Origin of the sequence: Sinorhizobium sp. NFACC03 (genome assembly GCF_900103435.1) — a bacterium.
Classification (GTDB): domain Bacteria; phylum Pseudomonadota; class Alphaproteobacteria; order Rhizobiales; family Rhizobiaceae; genus Ensifer.
On record NZ_FMXF01000004.1, the window covers coordinates 260,795 to 280,770 of the forward strand.

16 protein-coding genes and 2 pseudogenes are annotated in these 19,976 nt (G+C 60.6%); 7 read left to right on the forward strand and 11 right to left on the reverse strand.

Annotation, left to right across the window (positions count from 1 at the left end; translation table 11 throughout):
- Nucleotides 1-161: 161 nt before the first annotated feature.
- On the forward strand, nucleotides 162-1,094 hold the full coding sequence (locus tag BLU35_RS09565) for a VOC family protein (protein WP_058324951.1): 933 nt from the start codon (nucleotides 162-164) through the stop codon (nucleotides 1,092-1,094).
- Nucleotides 1,095-1,257: 163 nt separating this feature from the next.
- Nucleotides 1,258-1,860: an alpha/beta hydrolase gene (locus tag BLU35_RS09570; RefSeq protein ID WP_093232917.1), complete on the forward strand. Its 603-nt coding sequence runs from the start codon at nucleotides 1,258-1,260 to the stop codon at nucleotides 1,858-1,860.
- Nucleotides 1,861-2,086: 226 nt separating this feature from the next.
- Here the strand turns inward: BLU35_RS09570 and BLU35_RS09580 are convergent, their stop codons facing one another.
- On the reverse strand, nucleotides 2,087-3,370 hold the full coding sequence (locus BLU35_RS09580) for an ATP-binding protein (RefSeq protein ID WP_093232944.1): 1,284 nt from the start codon (nucleotides 3,368-3,370) through the stop codon (nucleotides 2,087-2,089).
- 385 nt (nucleotides 3,371-3,755) lie between these two features.
- Nucleotides 3,756-3,941: pseudogene (locus BLU35_RS09585) on the reverse strand (IS110 family transposase); the annotation flags it as partial.
- Here BLU35_RS09585 and BLU35_RS09590 point away from each other — a divergent pair.
- Nucleotides 3,942-4,671, forward strand: a pseudogene (locus BLU35_RS09590) (IS110 family RNA-guided transposase); the annotation flags it as partial.
- 430 nt (nucleotides 4,672-5,101) lie between these two features.
- Here BLU35_RS09590 and BLU35_RS09595 read toward each other — a convergent pair.
- The 7 genes from BLU35_RS09595 to BLU35_RS09625 form a co-directional block, all read right to left on the reverse strand.
- Nucleotides 5,102-6,214, reverse strand: coding sequence for an ABC transporter permease (locus BLU35_RS09595; RefSeq protein ID WP_093232918.1), 1,113 nt, complete (start codon nucleotides 6,212-6,214; stop codon nucleotides 5,102-5,104).
- Between the two features lies 1 nt (nucleotide 6,215).
- Nucleotides 6,216-7,364, reverse strand: coding sequence for an ABC transporter permease (locus tag BLU35_RS09600; protein ID WP_093232919.1), 1,149 nt, complete (start codon nucleotides 7,362-7,364; stop codon nucleotides 6,216-6,218).
- Nucleotides 7,361-9,091 carry an ATP-binding cassette domain-containing protein gene (locus BLU35_RS09605; RefSeq protein ID WP_093232920.1) on the reverse strand — a complete coding sequence of 577 codons (1,731 nt, stop codon included), beginning with the start codon at nucleotides 9,089-9,091 and terminating at the stop codon, nucleotides 7,361-7,363. Before BLU35_RS09605 ends, BLU35_RS09600 begins: the two co-directional genes overlap by 4 nt.
- Nucleotides 9,088-10,095: a secretion protein HlyD gene (gene hlyD / locus BLU35_RS09610; RefSeq protein ID WP_093232921.1), complete on the reverse strand. Its 1,008-nt coding sequence runs from the start codon at nucleotides 10,093-10,095 to the stop codon at nucleotides 9,088-9,090. Before hlyD ends, BLU35_RS09605 begins: the two co-directional genes overlap by 4 nt.
- Nucleotides 10,092-10,796, reverse strand: coding sequence for a CerR family C-terminal domain-containing protein (locus BLU35_RS09615; protein WP_057248520.1), 705 nt, complete (start codon nucleotides 10,794-10,796; stop codon nucleotides 10,092-10,094). Before BLU35_RS09615 ends, hlyD begins: the two co-directional genes overlap by 4 nt.
- Before the next feature lie 242 nt (nucleotides 10,797-11,038).
- Nucleotides 11,039-12,391: a sensor histidine kinase gene (locus BLU35_RS09620; protein WP_093232922.1), complete on the reverse strand. Its 1,353-nt coding sequence runs from the start codon at nucleotides 12,389-12,391 to the stop codon at nucleotides 11,039-11,041.
- Nucleotides 12,388-13,062: a response regulator transcription factor gene (locus tag BLU35_RS09625; RefSeq protein WP_057248518.1), complete on the reverse strand. Its 675-nt coding sequence runs from the start codon at nucleotides 13,060-13,062 to the stop codon at nucleotides 12,388-12,390. The genes BLU35_RS09620 and BLU35_RS09625 overlap by 4 nt, the downstream gene beginning before the upstream one ends.
- A 271-nt stretch (nucleotides 13,063-13,333) precedes the next feature.
- Between BLU35_RS09625 and BLU35_RS09630 the strand changes: the two genes are divergently transcribed.
- From BLU35_RS09630 to BLU35_RS09645, 4 genes are all read left to right on the forward strand, one after another.
- Nucleotides 13,334-15,046: a phosphoethanolamine transferase gene (locus BLU35_RS09630; RefSeq protein ID WP_162765030.1), complete on the forward strand. Its 1,713-nt coding sequence runs from the start codon at nucleotides 13,334-13,336 to the stop codon at nucleotides 15,044-15,046.
- Between the two features lie 165 nt (nucleotides 15,047-15,211).
- A complete protein-coding gene (locus BLU35_RS09635) occupies nucleotides 15,212-15,583 on the forward strand; it encodes a hypothetical protein (protein WP_093232924.1) in 372 nt (123 codons plus the stop codon).
- A gap of 264 nt (nucleotides 15,584-15,847) precedes the next feature.
- Nucleotides 15,848-16,516 carry a metallophosphoesterase family protein gene (locus tag BLU35_RS09640; protein ID WP_093232925.1) on the forward strand — a complete coding sequence of 223 codons (669 nt, stop codon included), beginning with the start codon at nucleotides 15,848-15,850 and terminating at the stop codon, nucleotides 16,514-16,516.
- A gap of 80 nt (nucleotides 16,517-16,596) precedes the next feature.
- Nucleotides 16,597-17,310, forward strand: coding sequence for an HAD family hydrolase (locus BLU35_RS09645; protein ID WP_093232926.1), 714 nt, complete (start codon nucleotides 16,597-16,599; stop codon nucleotides 17,308-17,310).
- A gap of 41 nt (nucleotides 17,311-17,351) precedes the next feature.
- On the opposite strand, the gene BLU35_RS09650 is transcribed toward BLU35_RS09645, so the two are convergent.
- Entirely contained in the window at nucleotides 17,352-18,941 is a 1,590-nt protein-coding gene (locus tag BLU35_RS09650) for an ABC transporter substrate-binding protein (RefSeq protein ID WP_058324941.1), read from the reverse strand.
- 167 nt (nucleotides 18,942-19,108) lie between these two features.
- On the reverse strand, nucleotides 19,109-19,795 hold the full coding sequence (locus tag BLU35_RS09655; RefSeq protein WP_286161481.1) for a GntR family transcriptional regulator: 687 nt from the start codon (nucleotides 19,793-19,795) through the stop codon (nucleotides 19,109-19,111).
- Nucleotides 19,796-19,976 lie beyond the last annotated feature (181 nt).

Below are 19,976 nucleotides of genomic sequence, written 5' to 3' on the forward strand. Positions count from 1 at the left end.
AGCGCAGTGCTGCAGTCATATGATTGTTGACGAGTCTCTGGAACCGTCAATGAAATGTTGACAATGCGTTTGGCCGCCGCCGTCTTTCGCCGACGGCCGGATGAGCGCATCTATGACCCCAACGGAGCGCCCGGTGGCGCCGGAGAGAAAGGATCACGGCAATGCTCAATCAGATCAAGGGTCTGCATCACGTCACTTCGATGGCCGACGATGCGCGCGAAAACAACCTGTTCTTCACCAAGTCGCTTGGCCTGCGCCGCGTCAAGAAGACGGTCAACTTCGACTCGCCGGATGTCTACCACCTCTATTACGGCGACGAAGCCGGCACGCCCGGCACGGTCATGACCTATTTCCCGTTCCCGAACATGCCGCGCGGCCGTGCCGGTACCGGTGAAGTCGGGACCACCGTCTTCTCCGTGCCCGAAGGCTCGCTCGGCTTCTGGCGGGATCGCCTGACGGCATCGGGGGTCTCCGGTCTCAAGGACGAAGAAACCTTCGGCGAGAAGCGCCTGAACTTTGCCGGCCCTGACGGCGACGGCTTCGCGCTCGTCGAGGTCAAGGACGATCAGCGCACGCCCTGGACGGAAGGCGGTATCTCGGCGGATCATGCGATCCGCGGCTTCCACTCCGCCGCACTCCGCCTTCGCGACGAAGGCGCGACGGCCGAATTGCTGAAGTTCATGGGCTATGAGGAGCTTGACCGCAAGGACGGCGTCACGCGTTTGATCGTGCCTGGCGGCAACGATGCGCGCGTCATCGACCTCGAGACGATGCCGAATATCGGTCGCGCTTCTCAGGGCGCCGGTTCGGTTCACCATATCGCCTTTGCCGTCGAAAACCGCGAAAAGCAGCTCGAAGTGCGCAAGGCGTTGATGGACACTGGCTACCAGGTCACCCCGGTTATCGACCGCGATTACTTCTGGGCGATCTACTTCCGCACGCCGGGCGGCGTGCTGTTCGAGATCGCCACCAACGAGCCGGGCTTCGACCGGGACGAGGATCTCGCTCACCTCGGTGAGGCGCTGAAGCTGCCGCAGCAGCACAAGCACCTGCGTCCGATCCTGGAAAGCCACCTGCAGAAGATCGACGACTAACACGTCGATGCAGAGAAGGCACGCCGTTATGGCGAGCCTTCGGCACCGGATTGTACGGAAGAACGGTTCACAGTTTCGTCGAAACCGTGAATCTAACGCTTTGAAAACAGGCAATCTCGGACGGGTGTCTACCCTTTTCCGGAAATTGCTCCAGGAGACAAAAATGGTCGATCATGGCTACGTTCACAAACTGAAGGCCGGCAAGCCCGGCCAGCCGATCTTCTTCGTCTTTCACGGGACAGGCGGAGATGAAAACCAGTTCTTCACCTTCGCGTCCGAGCTTCTGCCCGATGCGACGATCGTCTCGCCGCGTGGCGACGTGGCGGAATATGGGGCTGCGCGCTTCTTCAAGCGCACGGGCGAGGGCGTCTACGACATGGCGGATCTTGCACGCGCCACCGAGAAGATGGCCGGTTTCGTCAAGGCATTGGCCGCGGAGCATCAGGCTTCGGAGGTGATCGGCCTTGGCTATTCCAACGGCGCGAACATTCTTGCCAATGTACTGATCGAGGACGGTGTCTTCGACAAGTCGGTGCTCATGCATCCTCTGATCCCGTTCCGACCGAAGGACAACGCGGGCCTGAAAGGGCGCCGGGTGTTGATCACGGCCGGCGAACGCGATCCCATCTGCCCGGCGCCGCTGACGCAGGCCCTGGCAGACTATTTCCAGGGGCAGGGCGCCGTAACGGAAACCGAGTGGCATTCTGGCGGACATGATATCCGCCAGAACGAGATCACCGCGGTCGCACGGTTTTTGAAGGAGTAGAGCGTTTCGGAGGAAAGAAGCCGTTTTATGCAACTCCGGCGGCAAAAGCGCCGCAGGGAACGAGCTTGACGGGATCGAACCCAACCTCGCAGGTCGCTTCTCAGGCCTGCTCGAACGGAAGGAGCAGCAGGGCTGGTTCGCTCGTCAGGCGCTCCCCATAATCGTCGTAGACTGTGGGAGGTCGCAAGATAAGCGTCTGAGGATTGGATCAGGCCGCTTACTCAGACTATCTTTCTCTAAATGACCAAAATATTGATAGAGGGAGCGCGAACATGTTTTCGCCAAAGCTGAGTACGCGCTCTCCCATATAGACGACGATGCCGACGAAGGAACGGTTCTTACCTGGGCCTTTATCTCGAAACCATCGCAGATGCTGAAAGTCCTTTGCTTCAACCGCAGTCGATGTCTTCATCTCGAAGCCTATTATCGTTCTGTCTGATTCAGCAATGATGTCTATCTCACGTCCTCGTTGATGCCTCCAATGATAAAGTCGCCACCGACGCATCTGATAGGGGAGCGATTTCCACAATTCATTGTGAACGAAATTTTCGAACAGCCCGCCAAGCGCTGTGGGATTCGCGCCAATATTGAAGCTTTGGGCGTTCATACGCCTCAACGCGGCGACGATCCCGGTATCCACTAGATGGATTTTTGGTTGGCGGATGTCGCGCCCGGACTCTCCAGATGTCCACGCAGGCAATCGCCGCAAAAGAGAAAGCTTGGTCAGAATGTCGAGGTAGGTCTCGGTGGTATTCCTTTGTAAGCTGATGTTCGAACAGAGTTCGTCTGTATTCAGCTCATTTCCCACGCGCGTAGCTAGTTGGTCGATCATTCGCCTCATGGCGTCTGATTTTCTTATTTTTAAGATGTACGCAACGTCGCGTTCCACGACACTGTCAACGTAGTCTGCGTATCGATTTTGCCTCCAACGCTCTTCAAGATTTCGTATTTCGGGAAAACCGCCTGCGATTATCAAGTCGATGTATTGTGCTCGGGACAACGTTTCTGCTTTGGGCAGGTCTAGCGGATTGGGACGGTCATCCATCGACGCCCAGTCGAGAATCTTTGCAGCTCCCATGCGCTTTGTTTCAGCGACGCTCATAGGAAGCATCGTCATTGTATGGACTCTACCTGCCAAGGAGTCCGCCACGTGCGCGGAAATGAAAACATTGGAAGAACCTGTCAGGACGAACTGACCCATTGCTCGGTTTTCGTCCACAATCCTCTTCAACGCCAAGGCCAATTTCGTCGATCGCTGGGCCTCGTCGATAATGAGCGGGCCTACTTCCGTCTCAGCCAGTAGAGCGTCCAGCTGTCCTTTTGGATCGGCCTCAATAGCTGCAAGCACGCCCTCGTCATCCAGTGTAATGAATTTACCGACGCTCAATAGATCGCGGACAAGCGTCGTCTTCCCGACCTGTCGTGGCCCAATAATGTTAACTACTCGCGCTGATGCAAGAGCTGCCTTCAGTTGGGATTGCATATGACGCGGCAGGAGACTGTCGTCCATGATGGTCACTTCATCTTCTCAGCAAGGCGATGCGGGGAAAGTTGTAATAGGAAATCGGTGAAAACGTCAATATAAAATAGGGCAAACTTTCAATAGAAAATCGGTGAAACCGTTAGTAACGTTTCGGTGAAAGTCTCAATACGGCAGCGTCAACCTTGTGGCATTTGCCTATATGAGGAGGGTCAACACAAAACTTTCGTCCAGGGTGGCATCTGGCACTCCGTGATTCATTGCGGCATCCATGGTCTGAGCCCGTTGCGCGACGCGGCTCGTTGCCAAACACGAGCGGCCTATTTTTGAGCCAAGCAAATGCTAGGTCGTCCACCTGGATCCGCCAGGACTGATCGGGTCCTGGAAGATTGCAGAATTCAGTTTGGGTAACCGATCAGGCGGTTTTCATGACCGCTCCCTCGATAACGACGCCGGCATTGACGTATTTCCACAGCGCGACGAGCAGCTTGCGGGCGAGTGCGACAATCGTCGTCTTCTTGAGACGGCCGCCGTTCTGCTTGACTCGATCTCTAAACCACAATGTGAGCACCGCGTGCGGTTGATGACGCACCCACAGCCAGCGGGTGAGCTGACGGCGGTCTGGGTGCCGGACCGCGGGCATGAGGCTGCGCGATCTCGTGCGGGCCCGTGAAGCAGCACAGGAGGCTCAAAAGCGGGCGCGTCAGCAGCTTCAGTCGTTCCTCCTTCGACATGGCCGCATCTATTCGGGCCGCGCATCCTGGTCGCTGGCGCATATGCGGTGGATATCGACTTTGAAGTTCGAGCATCCGGCGCACTTCATCGTGCTCAAGGAGTACTGCCAGGCGATCGAGGATGCCGAGGTGCGCTTAAAGCGTCTGACCGATCTGATTTCGGAGACTGTCAAATCCTGGACGATGGCTCCTGTTGTCGAAGCCTATCAGGCGTTGCGAGGCGTATCGTTGATTGCCGCCGTCGTCTTTGTTGCCGAAATTGGCGACATCCGCCGCTTTGAAAACCCCCGCCAGCTGATGGCCTTTCTTGGCCTCGTTCCGTCAGAGAGCTCGACTGGTGAACATGTCAAACGCGGCGGGATCACTAAGGCCGGGAACTGTCGGGCCCGTCGCATGCTGGTCGAAGGCGCATGGGCTTACCGCTTCCCTGCGCGGGTAAGTCCAACCAAGCAAGCGCAGTTGGAAGGCCTACCGAGAACCGTTCGCGAAATAGCGTGGAAAGGTCAGCTCCGCCTCTGCTCTCGCTACCGAAAAATGATCCTCGCGGGGAAGCACAAGGCCATCGCGATCACAGAAACAAGATCGATCACCTGCTGATGCTCAATGTTGGAGGCAGGGTCCCGGTCGGGGAATCTTCGATGGAACTGAGTGGCCGACGACGTCGATGCCCGTGCTCAGAGAGAAGCAGCCCCAGGCGTACACACGGAAATGCGGTATCCAACCCGCGTATAAGAGTTTGCAAACCGTCGTCTTGAGACCCTGTCTCCTACATTGCGCATTAGCTACAACATGCAGGACCAGCCCACTATTGGCGGGACAAAAAGGCGTGGCCACGCCGCTTGCAATTGAACATAAGAGATCAGTCCGGATAGCGGCCGGCCCTTGGGATTGGTGAGCTACAACAGGTATGTTTGCCTCCAAGGTAGGGTGTTTGTGGTTAAGCAACCTCACCCTGCCACAGAGCCGGTCACTATCCACACTCCTCATAGGATCTACTGATTCCGCACTTTCTCTGGAATTACTCTGGCTATTCCAGCCGGCGGCGGAAGAGCCATGAGGCGGCCGAGAGGGTGACGATGGCGATCAGAAACAGTGGGATCGTCTGTCGCGCCACCTCGACCGCCGGTATGTCCTTGAGGAATACGCCTTTCACGATGACGAGGAAGTAGCGCAGCGGGTTGATATAGGTGATCGGCTGCAGCCAGGTGGGCATGTTCTCGATCGGCGTCGCGAAGCCGGAGAGCAGCATAGCCGGCACCATGAAAAGGAAGGCGCCGAGGATCGCCTGCTGCTGTGTCATCGACAGCGCCGAGATGAACAGGCCGAGGCCCACGACGGATGCGAGGTAGAAGACCGCGCTGCCGTAGAGCAGGAACAGCGAACCGCGCAGCGGCACCCCGAAAATGAAGACCGCGGCCAGAATGTAGATCGTGATGTGGAACAGGCCAATCATCATCGGCGGGATCAACTTGCCGATCAGGATTTCGTGGGTTCGGAGCGGCGAGACCATGAGCTGGTCGAATGTACCGAGCTCGCGCTCGCGCGCGATCGACAGCGCAGTCACGATCAGGCCGATCAAAAGCGCGATGCTGGCAACGAGGTTCGGCACCATGAACCATTGATAGGTGAGGTTCGGATTGAACCAGTTGCGCGCAACGACCGTGACGGCGTCGGACACCCTGCGCTTGCCGGCCGGCGTCTCGGCGGCAAGCGTTCCGACAATGCGCCCGAGATAGCCGGAAACAATCTGCGATGCGTTGGAGCGACGCCCGTCGAGAATGACCTGGACCTCGGCTGGCCGGCTCGCTTCGATGTCGCGCGAGAAGGTCGGGCCGATTTCGATTGCGGCAATGACCTTTTGCGTGTCGATCGCCACGCGCACCTCGCCAGGGCTGTTGGTGAAGCGGATGCTGCGGAAGGTCGGCGATCCCTGGATCTCCTGAACGAGATCCTGGCTCCAATGGCCGTTGTCTCGGTTCAGCACCAGGACGTCGACATTCGTCACTTCGAGCGTCGCGGCATAGGAAAACACCAGCAACTGCATGATCGGCGGCACGATCAGCACGGTGCGTCCCTTGGGATCACGCAGCACTGCCAGCAACTCCTTGACGATCAGCGCTTTGAGCCTTGTCCACCACATCTCAGCCAATCCTCTTGCGGGTGCTGCGGGCGGCGAGCGCAAAGAAGACGCAGCCGATCAGGAGCATGACGGCGATGGCGCGCGTGAACATCGGCCAGATGTCGCCGGCAAGGAACACGGTCTGCAGGCTTGGAATCAGATAACGCGCCGGCACGATGAGAGTGATCCATTGAATAACCGTCGGCATCGAATTGATTTCGAAGAGAAAGCCGGAGAGCAGGAACGCCGGCAGAAAGGCTGAGATCAGCGCGAGCTGCGAGGCGAGGAACTGGTTCTTCGTGGCCGCCGAGATCAGCAGGCCCTGGCCGAGCGCCGGCATCAGGAAGGTTGCCGAGAGCGCATAGAGTGCTGCGACCGAGCCGCGAAAGGGGACGCCGAACAGGAAGACGGCAAGCAGTACGCAGAGCGTCATCGAGGTGAGGCCGAGGATAAAATAGGGCAGCAGCTTTCCGGCCAGAAGTTCGGCGGCCGAGACGGGTGTCGCCATCATCGCCTCCATCGTGCCCCGTTCCCATTCACGCGCAACGACGAGCGAGGTGAGCAGGGTCCCGACCAGCGTCATGACGATGGCGATTGACCCGGGCACAAGGAAATTCCGGCTGGTCAGCTCCGGATTGAACCAGAATCGCTGCTCGGCCGAAATTGCCGGCGGCCGGCCGGCGCCGTCGCTCAAGCGCTGGCGCTCCCAGTTGGCAAGTGTCGCCTGGGCGTAGTTCTGCACGAAGTTTGCTGTGTTGGGATCCGAGCCGTCGACGAGCACCTGCACCGCCGGATGGCGTCCGGCGGAATAGTCCGCCGTGAAACCGGCCGGGATCACGACGATGCCGCGGACGCGGCCGAGCACCAGATCCTCTTCGAATTCGCGCCGGTCGCGGCCGACCGTCACCTTGAAATAGCGTGACGCCTGGAATCCGGCGGCGAGGTCGCGGGTCAGCGGCGCCTCCTCCTCGATGACGAGCCCGACGCGGGTCTGCGTCGTATCGAGCGAGACGCCGTAGCCAAAGAGAAACAGCAGGACCATGGGCAGCACGAAGGCGATCAGGATGCTGCTCGGATCGCGAACGATTTGATAGCTTTCCTTGCGCACGAGTGCGGCAAAGCGACGGGCTCGGGCGGCCCGGCTTTCGAGGTTGGCGGATTGCGCGCTCATGCCGCCTCCTTTTCCTCCGACCCCTGGACCAGGGCGATGAAAGCATCCTCCATCGTCGGATCCGGAAGCTTGTCGCTGGCGACCTGTGCCTTCAGTTCGTCCGGCGAGCCGAGCGCGATCGACCGGCCGCGATAGATGAGCGAGATACGGTCGCAATACTCAGCCTCGTCCATGAAGTGGGTGGTGACGAGCACGGTCACGCCCTTTTCGACCAGCCCGTTGATATGGGTCCAGAACTCGCGCCGGGTGATGGGGTCGACGCCGGAGGTCGGTTCATCGAGAAACAGTGCTTCCGGCTCATGCAGTACGGCGCAGGCAAGGGCCAGCCGCTGCTTGAGCCCAAGCGGCAGATCCTTGGCCGACATGTCGAGCAGCCGACCGAAGGCGAAGATATCGGTCATCAGCTGGATGCGTTCGCGCTTGCGCGTGCCGGAAAGGCCGTAGACGCCGGCGAAGAAACTGAGGTTCTGCGCGACGCTTAGGTCGCCATAGAGCGAGAACTTCTGCGCCATGTAGCCAAGCCGGTTGCGCGCCTCCGCCGCGTCGCGACGCAAGTCGAAACCGGCGACGCGGCCTTCGCCGGCCGTAGGCTTCAACAGCCCACACAGCATCTTGAACGTCGTTGACTTGCCGGCGCCGTTCGGGCCGAGAAGTCCGAAGATCTGGCCGCGCGGAATGTCGAAGGTGATGTCGTCGGCGGCGGTGAAGTCGCCGAAACGTTTTGTCAGGCCGTGGGCCTCGATGACCAGCTTGCTGTCCTCCATCGTGAAAGGTGTCTGTGTTTCCGCCAGTTTCGAGCGGCCGCCGGGGCCGCCGCCGAGCATGTCGATGAAAGCATCCTCGAAGCGGGGCGGGGTGGTCGTCACGTCAGGCGCAGACGAGCCGTCGTCCGGTGTCGGCGGTTTTGTGTCCGGCTTCATCACCAGTCGGATCGCTTCACCCTGGATGACACCGTCGACGACATCGTCGTCATCGAGCAAGCGAGCGAGCTTCTGGCGGCGTCCATGCGCGATACCTGAAACCTTGAAGACGCGGTCGGCGACCCGAGCGGTCAGATCGGCGGGACTGCCGGCAAAAAGCAACTTGCCCTCGTTCAGCAGGAGAACGCTGTCGCAGGCCTCGGCTTCGTCGAGATAGGCCGTCGACCAGACGACGCCAATGCCCTCGGCCGTCAGGTTCTCGACCATCTTCCAAAGGTCGCGGCGCGAGATCGGATCGACGCCGACGCCCGGTTCGTCCAAGAGGAGCAAGCGGGGCTTGCGCAGGAGCGCACAGGCGAGACCGAGCTTCTGCTTCATGCCGCCGGAGAGTTTGCCGGCAAGCCGTTCGGTAAAGCGCTTGAGATCGGTGAATTCCAGCAGTTCATCGAAGGTCGCGGCTCGTTCGGCAAGAGGCAGGCCGCGCAAGTCGGCATAGAGGTTGAGGTTCTCCTGTACGGAAAGATCTTCATAAAGGCCGAAGCGCTGCGGCATGTAGCCGATCGCCGCCTGGATGGCGGCGGCGTTGGTCACCGTGTCGAAACCGAGAACCTCGACCTTTCCCTCGTCCGGCACCATCAGCCCGGTCATCAGCCGGATCAGCGTGGTTTTTCCCGCGCCATCAGGGCCGACAAGCCCGGTGATCCGTCCGCCGAGGATTTCGCCATCGATGTGGTCGAGCGCCGGCGGGGCATCGCCGAAGCGCTTGACCACATCCAGGATCCGGACGAACGGTGCGTCGTCGTTCATCGTGTTGCCTCTGCGGATGCGGGCAAGTGCACTGTCACCGGCATGCCCTGCCTGAGATCGGGACCCGGCTTGTCGACCACGATGCGCAGGCGATAGACGAGATCGGTCCTGAGCTCTGGCGTTTCCACCGACTTCGGTGTGAACTCGGCGACGGGCGAGATGAAACCTACCGTCGCGTTGTAGGGGCGATCCGGCGCACTGTCCGACGTGATCTCGACGTTCATGCCCGGATGCACCCGGCCAAGATCCGGTTCTGCGACATAGGCCCGGACCCAGACGGGTTCGTCGAGCGAGACGACATAGACTATGTCGGACGGCGCGACGATGGCGCCGACTTCGCGCACCCGGGACAGCACCGTGCCCGCGCTTGGCGCGAGCAGGCGGGTATCGGCTAGCGACGTGCGGGCACTTTCGAGCTTGGCTTCGGCTGCGAGCACCTGTGCCTGACCCGCCTCGATGTCCTCAATCCGGCTTCCCTCCACGATGAGCGCCAGCGCCTCGCGGGCGGAGGTGGCGCGTGCAGCGGCGGCAGCCCTGTTGGCGCTTGCCTCATCCAGATTGGCTTGCGAGATGGTGCCGTTCGGACGCAATTGCCGCGCGCGTTCATAGGCAAGGTTGGCATTTTCCAGATCGGCGAGGCGTTCTTCATGGGTGGCCCGCGCCTGGGCGATTTCGGTCGGGCGGGCGCCCGCCTTCAGTTTTGCAAGATTGGCCCTGAGCGCGCCGAGTTCGGCTTCGGCCGCGGCCACCGCCTGTTCGAACGGAACGGCGTCAAGGGTCGCAAGGGCATCGCCGGGCTTCACCGCGTCGCCTTCGTCGACGCCGAGGCTCGCAATACGGCCATTGACACGGAAGCCGAGAGAGACTTGGCGGATGTCGACATTGCCGTAAAGCACCGAGGTTCGCTCCGTGCCGGTCCAGCCGAGCCGCTGGGGGACGTCGAACCACCAGGCACCGGCAGCAGTGCCAGCGAGCAACAGAAGGGCGATTGCCGGCTTGTTCATGGCTGCCCCTCCTTCTCGCCGCCAAGCGCCGCGACAAGCTCGGCGACGTGCCGACGCAGAATGTCGAGTTCGTCGGGGCCAACGGCCTGCCAGTTCATCTGCCGGAGCATGGCCGCATGGGCCATACGGAAGACGAGGATGCTGCCGACGAAGGAGAGAGTCTTCAGCCGGACATGTTCGGATTGCGGCGGTTCGTCGAGAATGGTCGCGACCAGTCTCCCGGCCATGCCGATGATCGGTCCCATGACGTTGGTGTAGACCCGTTCGAAGGCTTCGGTCGGTTCCATCTGTTCGCGGATGATGAAACGCGCCCAGCTTTCGGACTGCCGGCTGACGAAGATCGCGACCATGTGTTGCGCCGTCTGGGTCAGGAGTTCCCGGGCTTCCTCAGCCGACATCGCCTTGCCTTCGTTGTCGAGGCGGGCAAGGCGCTCGAGGATCACGTTTCTGAGATCGCCGACATGTCCAACGATAATCGATGCAAGGTGTTCTGCGGCGGCGATGTAAAGGCCTTCCTTGCCACCGAAATAATAGGGGATCGCCTGCAGGTTTACGCCGGCAGTCTCCGCGAGCCTCCGCGTGCTGGCGCCATCGAAACCGTAGCGGCCGAAGACATCGATGGAACTCGTCAAAAGCTTTTCACGCGTGACATCGCCGCGGTCCTGCTTGGGTGCTTGGGTCGAGGTTTTGTTTTTCATCATGTCCTGAAATTACATCATTCCATTGATTAAGTCAATCGAATGAATTTATCATGCGCGGTTGTGCGGCTCCGGTCCGGGCCATGGGCGGATCAGCGAAACGTTCGCGGCTCACGGCAGAGCGAGGTAAAGGTTGGCTGTGATATTGCCATATGGCGTAGATGGTTGCGCATGGCGCCTAATGACGGCGCTCGACCACAAGGGGATGGGGAGCATTTTCTGCCGGATTGGGGAATTGGCGGAGCCTAGACCGCGGCAGAGAAATCTATCGAAATCTTGGTGCCGCGCTCCGGGGCCGTATCGACCACGATGGTCGCCTGGTGGAGCTCGCTGATGCGCCGGACAATCTTCAGGCCGAGCCCGAGCTGACCGGAACTCTTCACGTAGCCGAGATCCTCGTGGTGTTCGGGCAAGTCGACGAGCCCCTTGCCATTGTCCTCGACGGAGACGACCGGGCCGGGACCGCAGGCGAGAACGATCCGCGTGCCCGGCGGATTGTGCTTCACCGCATTCTCGATCAGGTTTCGCAGCATGTTCTCGACGAGCGCCGGGATCGCGGTCACCGGCGGCGTGCCTTCGTCGACGAATTCGAGCGACTTGTCGTGGTCGAAGACGAACGGCGCGATCGCTTCCGCAACAGCGGCCCCGATTTGCGACAGGCTGGTGCGCTGGTAGGCGGAGGGATCGACTGCATCGGCCCGCGCCAGAGAGGTGAGCTGCTCCAGGATATGGGTCAGAGCGTCGAGGTCCCTTTCGGCATTGCGGGCCCTTGGGTCATCGATGCGGCTCAGTTCCATCTTGGCGATCGAGACCGGCGTCCGGATCTCGTGGGCGATCGAGGAGGAGAACAGCTTTTGCGACTGAATGAGATCGGCAACGCGCGTGAGCATGCGATTGACCGCGGAAACCAGGCGGGCGATCTCCTGCGGCATCCGCGTCAGTGGCAGGCGTGCATTGCTGTCGCGCGGATCCAGCGCATCGGCAGCCTGGGCCGCCATGGCGACGGGTTTCAGAGCGCTGCGAATGGACCAGATCGTCGCACCGATGACGAGGCAGAACATCAGCGTCATCGGTACGATCATCGAATCGAACATCTCATGCAGCAGGGCGCCGTACATGAAGCCGTTCGGATCGTTGAGGATCGCAAGTTCGATGAGCAAGGTGGTCCCGCTCCGTTCGAAAGACTGGCCGCCGGCAACGCTGAAGGGCTTTCCGGGAGCGATCAGCCGTTTCCAGAACTGCGGTGCATCCATGCTGACGGGCAGGAAATGCTGGGCGCATTCGCTCGTGCAGTTCGAATAGGCGATCACGCCTGAGGCTGTGCGGATGCGCAGGAAGATCGAGCCGTCGTCGTCATGGCGGTCCTGATAGCGCTCGCGCATCTCGTGATTGGGTTCGTAGCTCACGACGCCATCGTGGACCTGGACATAGCCGACCAGGTTTTCGGTTTCCTGCTGGAGCATGAGCACGCTCAGCTTGTCGTCGTCGAACCAGTAGTCGGCAAAGACGACGCCGATCTGGATTGCCATGGCGATCAACGAAAAGGCGACGATGCGGCGGGCGACGATGCCGATCAGCGACGGGTTGCGGGGTTTCATGAGGCGCGCCTGAGCAGATAACCGATACCGCGCACGGTCTCGATCTGTACGCCGGTGTCAAGCGGCTGCAGGCGCTTGCGCACGCGTGATACCGCGAGCTCAAGCGCATTGGGCGTCATTTCCTGGCCATATTCGGAAAGCGCCGTTTCAAGTTTGCGCTTCGGCACGACGCGGCCGACTTCTCGCATCAGGATTTCCATCAGCGAACGTTCGCGCGGCGGCAACGGTACCACGATGCCGTCACAGGTAAGGTCTGCGGTCGCCGGGTCGTAGCGCAAGGCGCCAGCCTCCAGCACCGGCTGGACCGCTTGCGGGTTGCGTCTCAGCATCGCACGGCAACGGGAGAGAAGCTCCCGATGATGGAATGGCTTGACGAGATAGTCGTCGGCACCGGCATCGAGTCCGGCAATTCGCTCGTCGACGGATCCCTTGGCGGTGATGATCAACACGGGCAGCCCCGGATAGTCGTGCCGGAGGCGACGAAGCAGGGACAAGCCGTCGCCGTCGGGCAATCCGAGATCGAGCAATACGAGATCGTGCTCCTGCCCCGCGATTGCCGTTTCGGCGTCCGCAACGGTTGAAACGGAATCGAGGCGCCAGCCAGCGTCCCGCATGGTTTCTCCGACCAGTTCGACCAGTCGCGGGCTGTCTTCAACCAGGAGCAAGCGCATTGAATCGTCTCGATATTATAGGGGCTGCTGTCGACCATATGGGCTTTCGCTTGGGCTGCCAACTCCCGGTCGCAATACCCACCATCGCGTGCATGGAGCGGTCAATGAGCAATCTTGACGGGGTTTCGACAGCTTGCACGTCGTATCTCGACCGGTGAGGGGGAGGCTGCAACTAACAGGTGGCCGTATTGCGGTCTCCGCTTCGACTGAATGCCTGCGCCTGTATTGACCATCTCAGATGATCGTGCAGTCGCCGCTGGAGACGACCGCTTTGATTTTTTCGAGAATTCGCCGACCAGAGATCGGTAGCATCGCTCTGAGCGCGATCATCAGCGCCTATCTGCTTGTCGCCACCAACAATTCCTTCTGGACGCACACGTTTGCCTATTTCAACGATTCCGTCGTGGCGCTTGTGTCCTTCAGCGCGGCACTCTGCCTCCTGACCTTTGCTGGGCTTACGACCGCTTCCGTCAAATATGTGATGAAGCCGGTGTTGATCTTCTTCATCATGGTGTCGGCGTCGGCCTCCTATTTCATCGACACCTTTGGCGTCATCATCGACAAGGACATGATCGGCAACGCGGCCGTGACGACGCAAGCGGAAGCCGGCCACCTGCTGACCGGCAGCCTGGCGATGCACCTGCTGCTCTATGGCTTGCTTCCCTCGCTTCTCGTCATCTGGGTCAAGGTTCGCCGTCGCCCCTTCGTCGCGAATGCCGCGATCAACCTTGCGGTGATCATCCCCTGCATCGTCGTCAGCAGCGGGCTGGTTTATGCCAATTTCGCGAACGTCGCCTACGTGATCCGCGAGCACAAGGACCTGATGAAGCGGTTCAATCCGACGGGGCCGGTCTCGGCCGCGATGCGGTATGCCGCTTCGACTTTCAAAGAGCGCAACATCGTCGTGCAGCCGCTCGGCACCGACGCTCGCCAGGGTCCGCGGATTGCGGCGGCCGGCAAGCCGGTGGTCGTTGTCGTGGTTGCCGGCGAGACCGCGCGCGCAATGAACTTCTCTTTGAACGGCTACGCACGCGAGACCAATCCGGAACTGAAGGCGCTCGGCGTCGTAAACTATACGGACACCACGAGCTGCGGCACGGCGACGGCGATTTCGCTTCCCTGCATGTTCTCCGTCTATCCGCGCAATGAATACAGCGACTGGAAGGCCCGTTCGACGGAAAATCTGATGAACGTGTTGACGCGTGCCGGCGTCTCGACCACGTGGTGGGATAACAACACCGGCAGCAAGGGCATTGCCGATCTCATCAGCTTCGCCAGCATGACCAACCAGAAGAACAGCCCCCTGTGCAAGAACGGCGAATGCCTGGATGAAATCTTCCTCGGCGAACTCGACAAGAAGCTCCAGGCGACAACATCGAACAGTGTTATCGTCCTGCACCAGCTCGGCAGCCACGGGCCGTCCTACTATCTGCGCTACCCTGAGAAGTTCCGCCGGTTCACGCCGGATTGCCGCACGCCGGAACTGATGAAGTGCTCGGTCGCCGAGATCACCAACGCCTACGACAATTCGATCCTTTACACCGACTACGTGCTGGCAAGTGTTGCCCGTCTCCTCGAAAAGCACCAGGACCGCGTGGCGGGCGCGATGATCTACATGTCTGATCACGGAGAGTCGCTCGGCGAAGACGGTATCTATCTTCACGGTGCGCCCTACGCAATTGCCCCGCGGGAGCAGACGCAGGTGCCGTTCGTCGCCTGGTTTTCGAAGCCCTATCAGGCGGCCATGCGGGTCGATACCGCATGTCTCGCCAAGGACACGGCACAGCCGAAGTCGCACGATAATCTTTTCCATACCGTTCTCGGCATGATGAACGTCGAGACGAAGGTCTACAAACGTGACCTCGACGCTTTCGCAAATTGCACGCGGAAGCCGGCCGGTGGCCCGATATTCCAGTCGGCAGATACCGCCAACGATCTGCCGGCCAATACAACGCGCGCCGTCGCATTGCCGGGCGCACTCTGAGCGCAACCGCCACCGGTTGCGGCGATTTTTCCAGGGTCTCGGAACAAAAGCGCGTTTCGACGCTTCCTTGCTTACATGTCCTCGACTCCGCGCGGACGGTCGGCGACCCTTTTTGCCATATCAGTCCGGTGGACAGAGGCGCCAATCCGTACGCAGGAGGGTTAGATGCGCGTCGTCGGTATACAGGTTTCCCCAGAAAGAGGCGGTCGAGCCGGATTTAGCGTCGAGTTCGTCGGCGATGGCGGGGAAGTGGTGACCGTGATGTGCCCGCAGGATGATGCCGGCTCCTTGAACCGGCTCAACGCCATCGCAAAAGCAAAGGATATGCTCAGAACGGCGCTCGACGCAGACGAAGCGCTTCAGGCTGCGGGCGGTGCGAAGGGGGCCTTTCGCGGACCGCTGCCGAATGCACGTCGGGCGCATGATCGGGACGCGATGGAAGAGCAGCTCGAAGAGGGGCTTGAAGATACATTTCCGGCGAGCGACCCGGTATCGATCGCCACTTCGACGATCGCAAAGGGCCATTCCCGCCGCTGAGGGCTCAGCGACGATGCCGCCTGTTCCGAGTGACGGCGAATACGGCTTTCGCGATTTCGCTCGAAGGCGTACCTCCGCCCAGTTTCGGCCATCTCGGCGGACTACCGGAAAAATTGTCGGGCAGTTTGACGTGAGTCGGTTCTTTCAATCGATATCGCGCGCATACGTTTCGACGAAAGACTTGTTATAGTGTTTTGATTTATTGATATTTTCCCTCGGATCCGCCCGGTTCGAGGGTTTGGAGTATGTGTGGAGAGTAGACGCATGGCCGGCCGGCAACTCACCTTCGCTATCGGCGACATTCATGGTTGCCTCGACCAGTTGCGTGTGCTTTTGCGCGAGATTGAAACCTATGCACCGGCGGGCAGGGTCATTTTTCTCGGCGACTTGATCGACCGGGGGCCGGACAGCCGCGGTGTCGTCGAGTTGGTCATGGCCGGCCCGTCAAAACCCGGTTGGACCTGGCTGACACTCAAGGGCAACCATGAAGAGATGTTATGGGGCGCCAGCAGCGGCGAGAGCGACGTTGATTGGTGGCTCATGAACGGTGGCCAGGAGACGCTGGTCTCCTACAATGGCGTCGTTCCCGGTCGGCATTTGAAGTGGATCAAGGAGCTTCCCACGATCCTTGTCGAACGGCATCGCATTTTCGTGCATGCGGGTATCGATGAGACCTTGCCGCTCGAACAGCAAGGCGATGAGATCTTCCTCTGGATCCGGCGACCAGAGGACTATTCGGGCGAGTACTTTGGAAGACATCTCTGCCATGGGCATACACCCAGCATGGCCAATCCGCGCACGATCGGAAACCGGACTAATGTCGATTCCGGCGCCGTCTTCAGTGGCGTGCTGTCCTGTGCCGTCTTCGATGACGATCAGCCCGGTGGCCCGATCGATTTCCTCATGACGACGCAAATCCAGGCCGCAAGCTGAGCGACATCGCTGGCGGTTGCGGCGCAAATGTCATTGTGCGTCCGGCCGTCCGGTAGTAGGTGTGCCTTCTCCATAGGGCGATGTTGCTGCCGCCCGTTTCACCACCTCAGGGGATTGCCTTGGACGCCGCGCCTTCATCCGTGTTCACGAAGAATTTTGCTGCCCTGCTGTTCGATATGGATGGCACTCTGCTGAACTCCATGGCCGTCGTCGAGCGCGTCTGGGGCGCCTGGGCGGTGCGCAACGGGATCGATCCGATCGAGTTCATAAAGACCGTTCACGGCGTCCGTGCTGTTGATACGATCCGCAACCTCGAACTGCCCGATGTCGATCCGGAAAGGGAAGCCTTTGATCTGGCGCTCGCAGAGATCGCCGACGTCGAGGGCATCGTCGAAATTCCCGGTGCCGTTGCCTTCCTGAATTCACTACCGCCGGAAAAATGGGCGATCGTCACGTCCGCGCCGCTGGACTTGGCAGTGCGCCGCCTTGCTGCCGCCGGCATCCCAACGCCGCAGTTGATGATTACGGGCGAAGATGTTTCCGTCGGCAAACCCGATCCGCAGGGCTACCGGATGGCTGCCGAGCGCCTGGGTGTGCGTCCGGAGGATTGCCTGGTCTTCGAAGACGCACCCGCTGGCATTCTTGCCGGTCTCGCTGCCGGCGCCGACGTCGTCGTCGTTACCGGCGCACACGCGGCTGCGGAAGGTACTCCGCACCTGACGCTTGATCGCTATCACGAGATCGAGGTGGAACTCGCAAGCGACGGCATGCTGTCGCTGCGTCAAACATTCTGAAAGCCGAAGGTCGGTGATGACCTTCGGCCTCCCATTCGAACTCAGGCGTTGAGCCAGCATTTCGTCAGCGCGTGGCCGCCCATCAGTTCGCCGTTCGGATCGTCGACCCAGCCGCCGACCTTGTCGCTCGTTGCGTCGATGTAGTTGTTGAACATCGGCACGATGACCCCGCCCTCGTCACGCAAAATCATCGCCGACTGGCGATAGAGCGCCTTGCGCTTGGCTGTGTCGAGTTCTCCGCGCGCAGTGAAGATCAGCTTGTCGAAATCCTCGCGGAAGAAGCGCGTGTCGTTCCACTCTGCCTTCGATAGGTAGGCGATGGAATAGACCTGATCCTGCGTCGGCCGCCCGGTCCAGTAGGACATGCTGAAGGGCTGCTTGTTCCAGACATCCGACCAGTAGCCGTCGCCCGGTTCGCGCTTCAGGTCGATGGTGATCCCGCATTTGGCGGCACTCATCTGGAAAAGCTGCGCCGCGTCGACGGCGCCTGGGAAGGCGACGTCCGAAGTTCTCAGCAGAACCGAACCGCTGTGGCCGGACTTCTTGTAGTGGAACTTTGCCTTGTCCGGATCGAATGCCCGCTGTTCGATGTCGTTGTCGAAGAGCGGATAGCCCTTGATCATCGGCGTGTCGTTGCCGACGGTGCCGTAGCCGGCGAGCACCTTGGCGACCATCTCTTCGCGGTCGACGGCGTACTTCAGCGCCAGGCGCAGGTCGTTGTTGTCGAAGGGTGTCGTGTTGCAGTGGGCGATGAAGACGTAGTGACCCTTGCCCGGCACGTTGCGGATGACGACGCCCGGCAGACGCTGGATCAGGGCCACAACCTTGGGCTCGATGCGGTTGATCATATGGATCTGGCCGCTCTGCAGGGCGGCGGTGCGTGCCGTCGAATCGTTGATGACGGCGATCTCGATCTGGTCGGCATGGCCGCGCTCGGCGGACCCCCAATAGCCTTCGTGGCGTTCGGCGATGTGTTTCACGCCCGGCTCATTGGAGACCACCTTGTAAGGCCCGGTGCCGATGCCCGCCGTCGGATCGTCCTTGCCACCATTTGGCTGGATCATCAGGTGATAATCGCTGACGACATAGGGCAGGTCGGCGTTCGGTTGGCGAAGCGTGATGACGACGCTGTCGCCATCTGCCTTGATCGTCTCGAATTCCTGGACGAAGGGCAAGGCCGCCGACTTGGAATCTGCATCGCCGTGACGCTCGAGTGTCGCCACCACGTCCGCCGGGGTCAGTTCCTTGCCGTTGTGAAAGGTGACGTCCTTGCGGATCTTGAAGCGCCAGGTCTTGGCGTCGGGTGTTGCCTCATAGGATTCGGCGAGCCGATATTCGATCTCGCCGGCCGGAGATACCTCGAGCAACTGTTCTCCCCAGCAGCGCCCAAGTGTGTAGGGGACCTGGCTTGCCCATGTCGCGGGGTCGAGGCTGTTCGTCGACTCCCCGCCGACGAGGCCGGCCTTCAGTGTTCCCCCTTTTACAGGCCCGGCCGCTCGGGCTGCCTGGCCGAGCAGCAGGTTCGCCGACGCGACCGTAACGCCGAGCGCTGCGGCGCGCCCAAGAAACTCCCGTCGCGACAGCCGCCCTGCGGCCACCTGTTGGCTCATGAATTCCAGTTCTCTTGGCATGGCTCACTCCCTCTCTTGCAAGACCCGCCCGGCGCACCGGTATCGTTGCAGGATATTGGAGGCAGATATCGCGTCTGGATTCTTGCCGCGCGACAGTTGGTGCCGCAGATCGACTTGAGAACGTCGTATCCTCGACCGTCGGCACTACCCGACGGCGACAGGCAGCGTCAGCCTTTGCGGGCGTAACGTTGCAGAACGGCGGAGATATCCGGCTCGGTCTTGTCGATATCGAGTTCGGCGCGCAGTTCGACGGCGTGGAGATGCTCGAGCATGATCCGCTCTGCCGTGGCGGTGTCGCGCGACTGCAGCGCGCGGATGATCTGCACATGTTCGTCGACTGCGCATTCCGGAGAATGCAGCCGGGCGAAACGCGCTAGGATCAGCGAGCAGCGCGAGACGATCTCGCGGACAAAGCGCGCCAGGGCCTGCGAGCCCGTGAGTTCGGCGAGCAGGATGTGGAATTCGCCTGCGAGGCGGATCGAAAGCGGGCCGTGATCGGAAAGGGCTGCTTCTTCCTCCTTCACGTGCTGCTCCAGCCGCTTGACCTCGGCGCTGCCGAGATCGGCCACCAGCCGGCGGATCACTTCGGCTTCCAGCATGCGCCTTAGCGCGAAGATATCGCGGGCTTCTTCCAGCGTCGGCTCCGCCACGCAGGCGCCCTTGTTGGCTCTGAGATCGACGATGCCCTCGGCGTTCAGCCGTACCAGGGCCGCGCGAACGCTGGTACGGCTGACCTTGAAATGATCGGCGATCGTGTCTTCGGCAAGCTTCGTTCCCGGCCTTAATGCCTGCTCCAGGATGGCCTGGCGCAGGAGCCTGTAGACGACGTCGCTGCGGCTCGATTTCTCAGACAAGGTTGCCTCCCCCGACGGGCCGATCGAGGATCGGCCAAACATGTCCTGCATTTCGATAACGTCCGAATATTTCGTCGTCAATATTGTATACAATCATGTTGATGTTTGTATCCGTCTATCGTATGCAATTGATGGCGCTGACAATTACGGGTTGGTGTCGATCGGTTCGGGAGGAGGCGTG

What these genes read in the sequence shown, in the direction of transcription:
- BLU35_RS09565 (WP_058324951.1), top strand. Translation starts at nt 162, where the DNA reads ATGCTCAATCAGATCAAGGGTCTGCATCACGTCACTTCGATGGCCGAC.
- BLU35_RS09570 (WP_093232917.1), top strand. Translation starts at nt 1,258, where the DNA reads ATGGTCGATCATGGCTACGTTCACAAACTGAAGGCCGGCAAGCCCGGC.
- BLU35_RS09580 (WP_093232944.1), bottom strand. Translation starts at nt 3,370, where the DNA reads ATGGACGACAGTCTCCTGCCGCGTCATATGCAATCCCAACTGAAGGCA.
- BLU35_RS09595 (WP_093232918.1), bottom strand. Translation starts at nt 6,214, where the DNA reads ATGTGGTGGACAAGGCTCAAAGCGCTGATCGTCAAGGAGTTGCTGGCA.
- BLU35_RS09600 (WP_093232919.1), bottom strand. Translation starts at nt 7,364, where the DNA reads ATGAGCGCGCAATCCGCCAACCTCGAAAGCCGGGCCGCCCGAGCCCGT.
- BLU35_RS09605 (WP_093232920.1), bottom strand. Translation starts at nt 9,091, where the DNA reads ATGAACGACGACGCACCGTTCGTCCGGATCCTGGATGTGGTCAAGCGC.
- hlyD (WP_093232921.1), bottom strand. Translation starts at nt 10,095, where the DNA reads ATGAACAAGCCGGCAATCGCCCTTCTGTTGCTCGCTGGCACTGCTGCC.
- BLU35_RS09615 (WP_057248520.1), bottom strand. Translation starts at nt 10,796, where the DNA reads ATGATGAAAAACAAAACCTCGACCCAAGCACCCAAGCAGGACCGCGGC.
- BLU35_RS09620 (WP_093232922.1), bottom strand. Translation starts at nt 12,391, where the DNA reads ATGAAACCCCGCAACCCGTCGCTGATCGGCATCGTCGCCCGCCGCATC.
- BLU35_RS09625 (WP_057248518.1), bottom strand. Translation starts at nt 13,062, where the DNA reads ATGCGCTTGCTCCTGGTTGAAGACAGCCCGCGACTGGTCGAACTGGTC.
- BLU35_RS09635 (WP_093232924.1), top strand. Translation starts at nt 15,212, where the DNA reads ATGCGCGTCGTCGGTATACAGGTTTCCCCAGAAAGAGGCGGTCGAGCC.
- BLU35_RS09640 (WP_093232925.1), top strand. Translation starts at nt 15,848, where the DNA reads ATGGCCGGCCGGCAACTCACCTTCGCTATCGGCGACATTCATGGTTGC.
- BLU35_RS09645 (WP_093232926.1), top strand. Translation starts at nt 16,597, where the DNA reads ATGTTGCTGCCGCCCGTTTCACCACCTCAGGGGATTGCCTTGGACGCC.
- BLU35_RS09650 (WP_058324941.1), bottom strand. Translation starts at nt 18,941, where the DNA reads ATGCCAAGAGAACTGGAATTCATGAGCCAACAGGTGGCCGCAGGGCGG.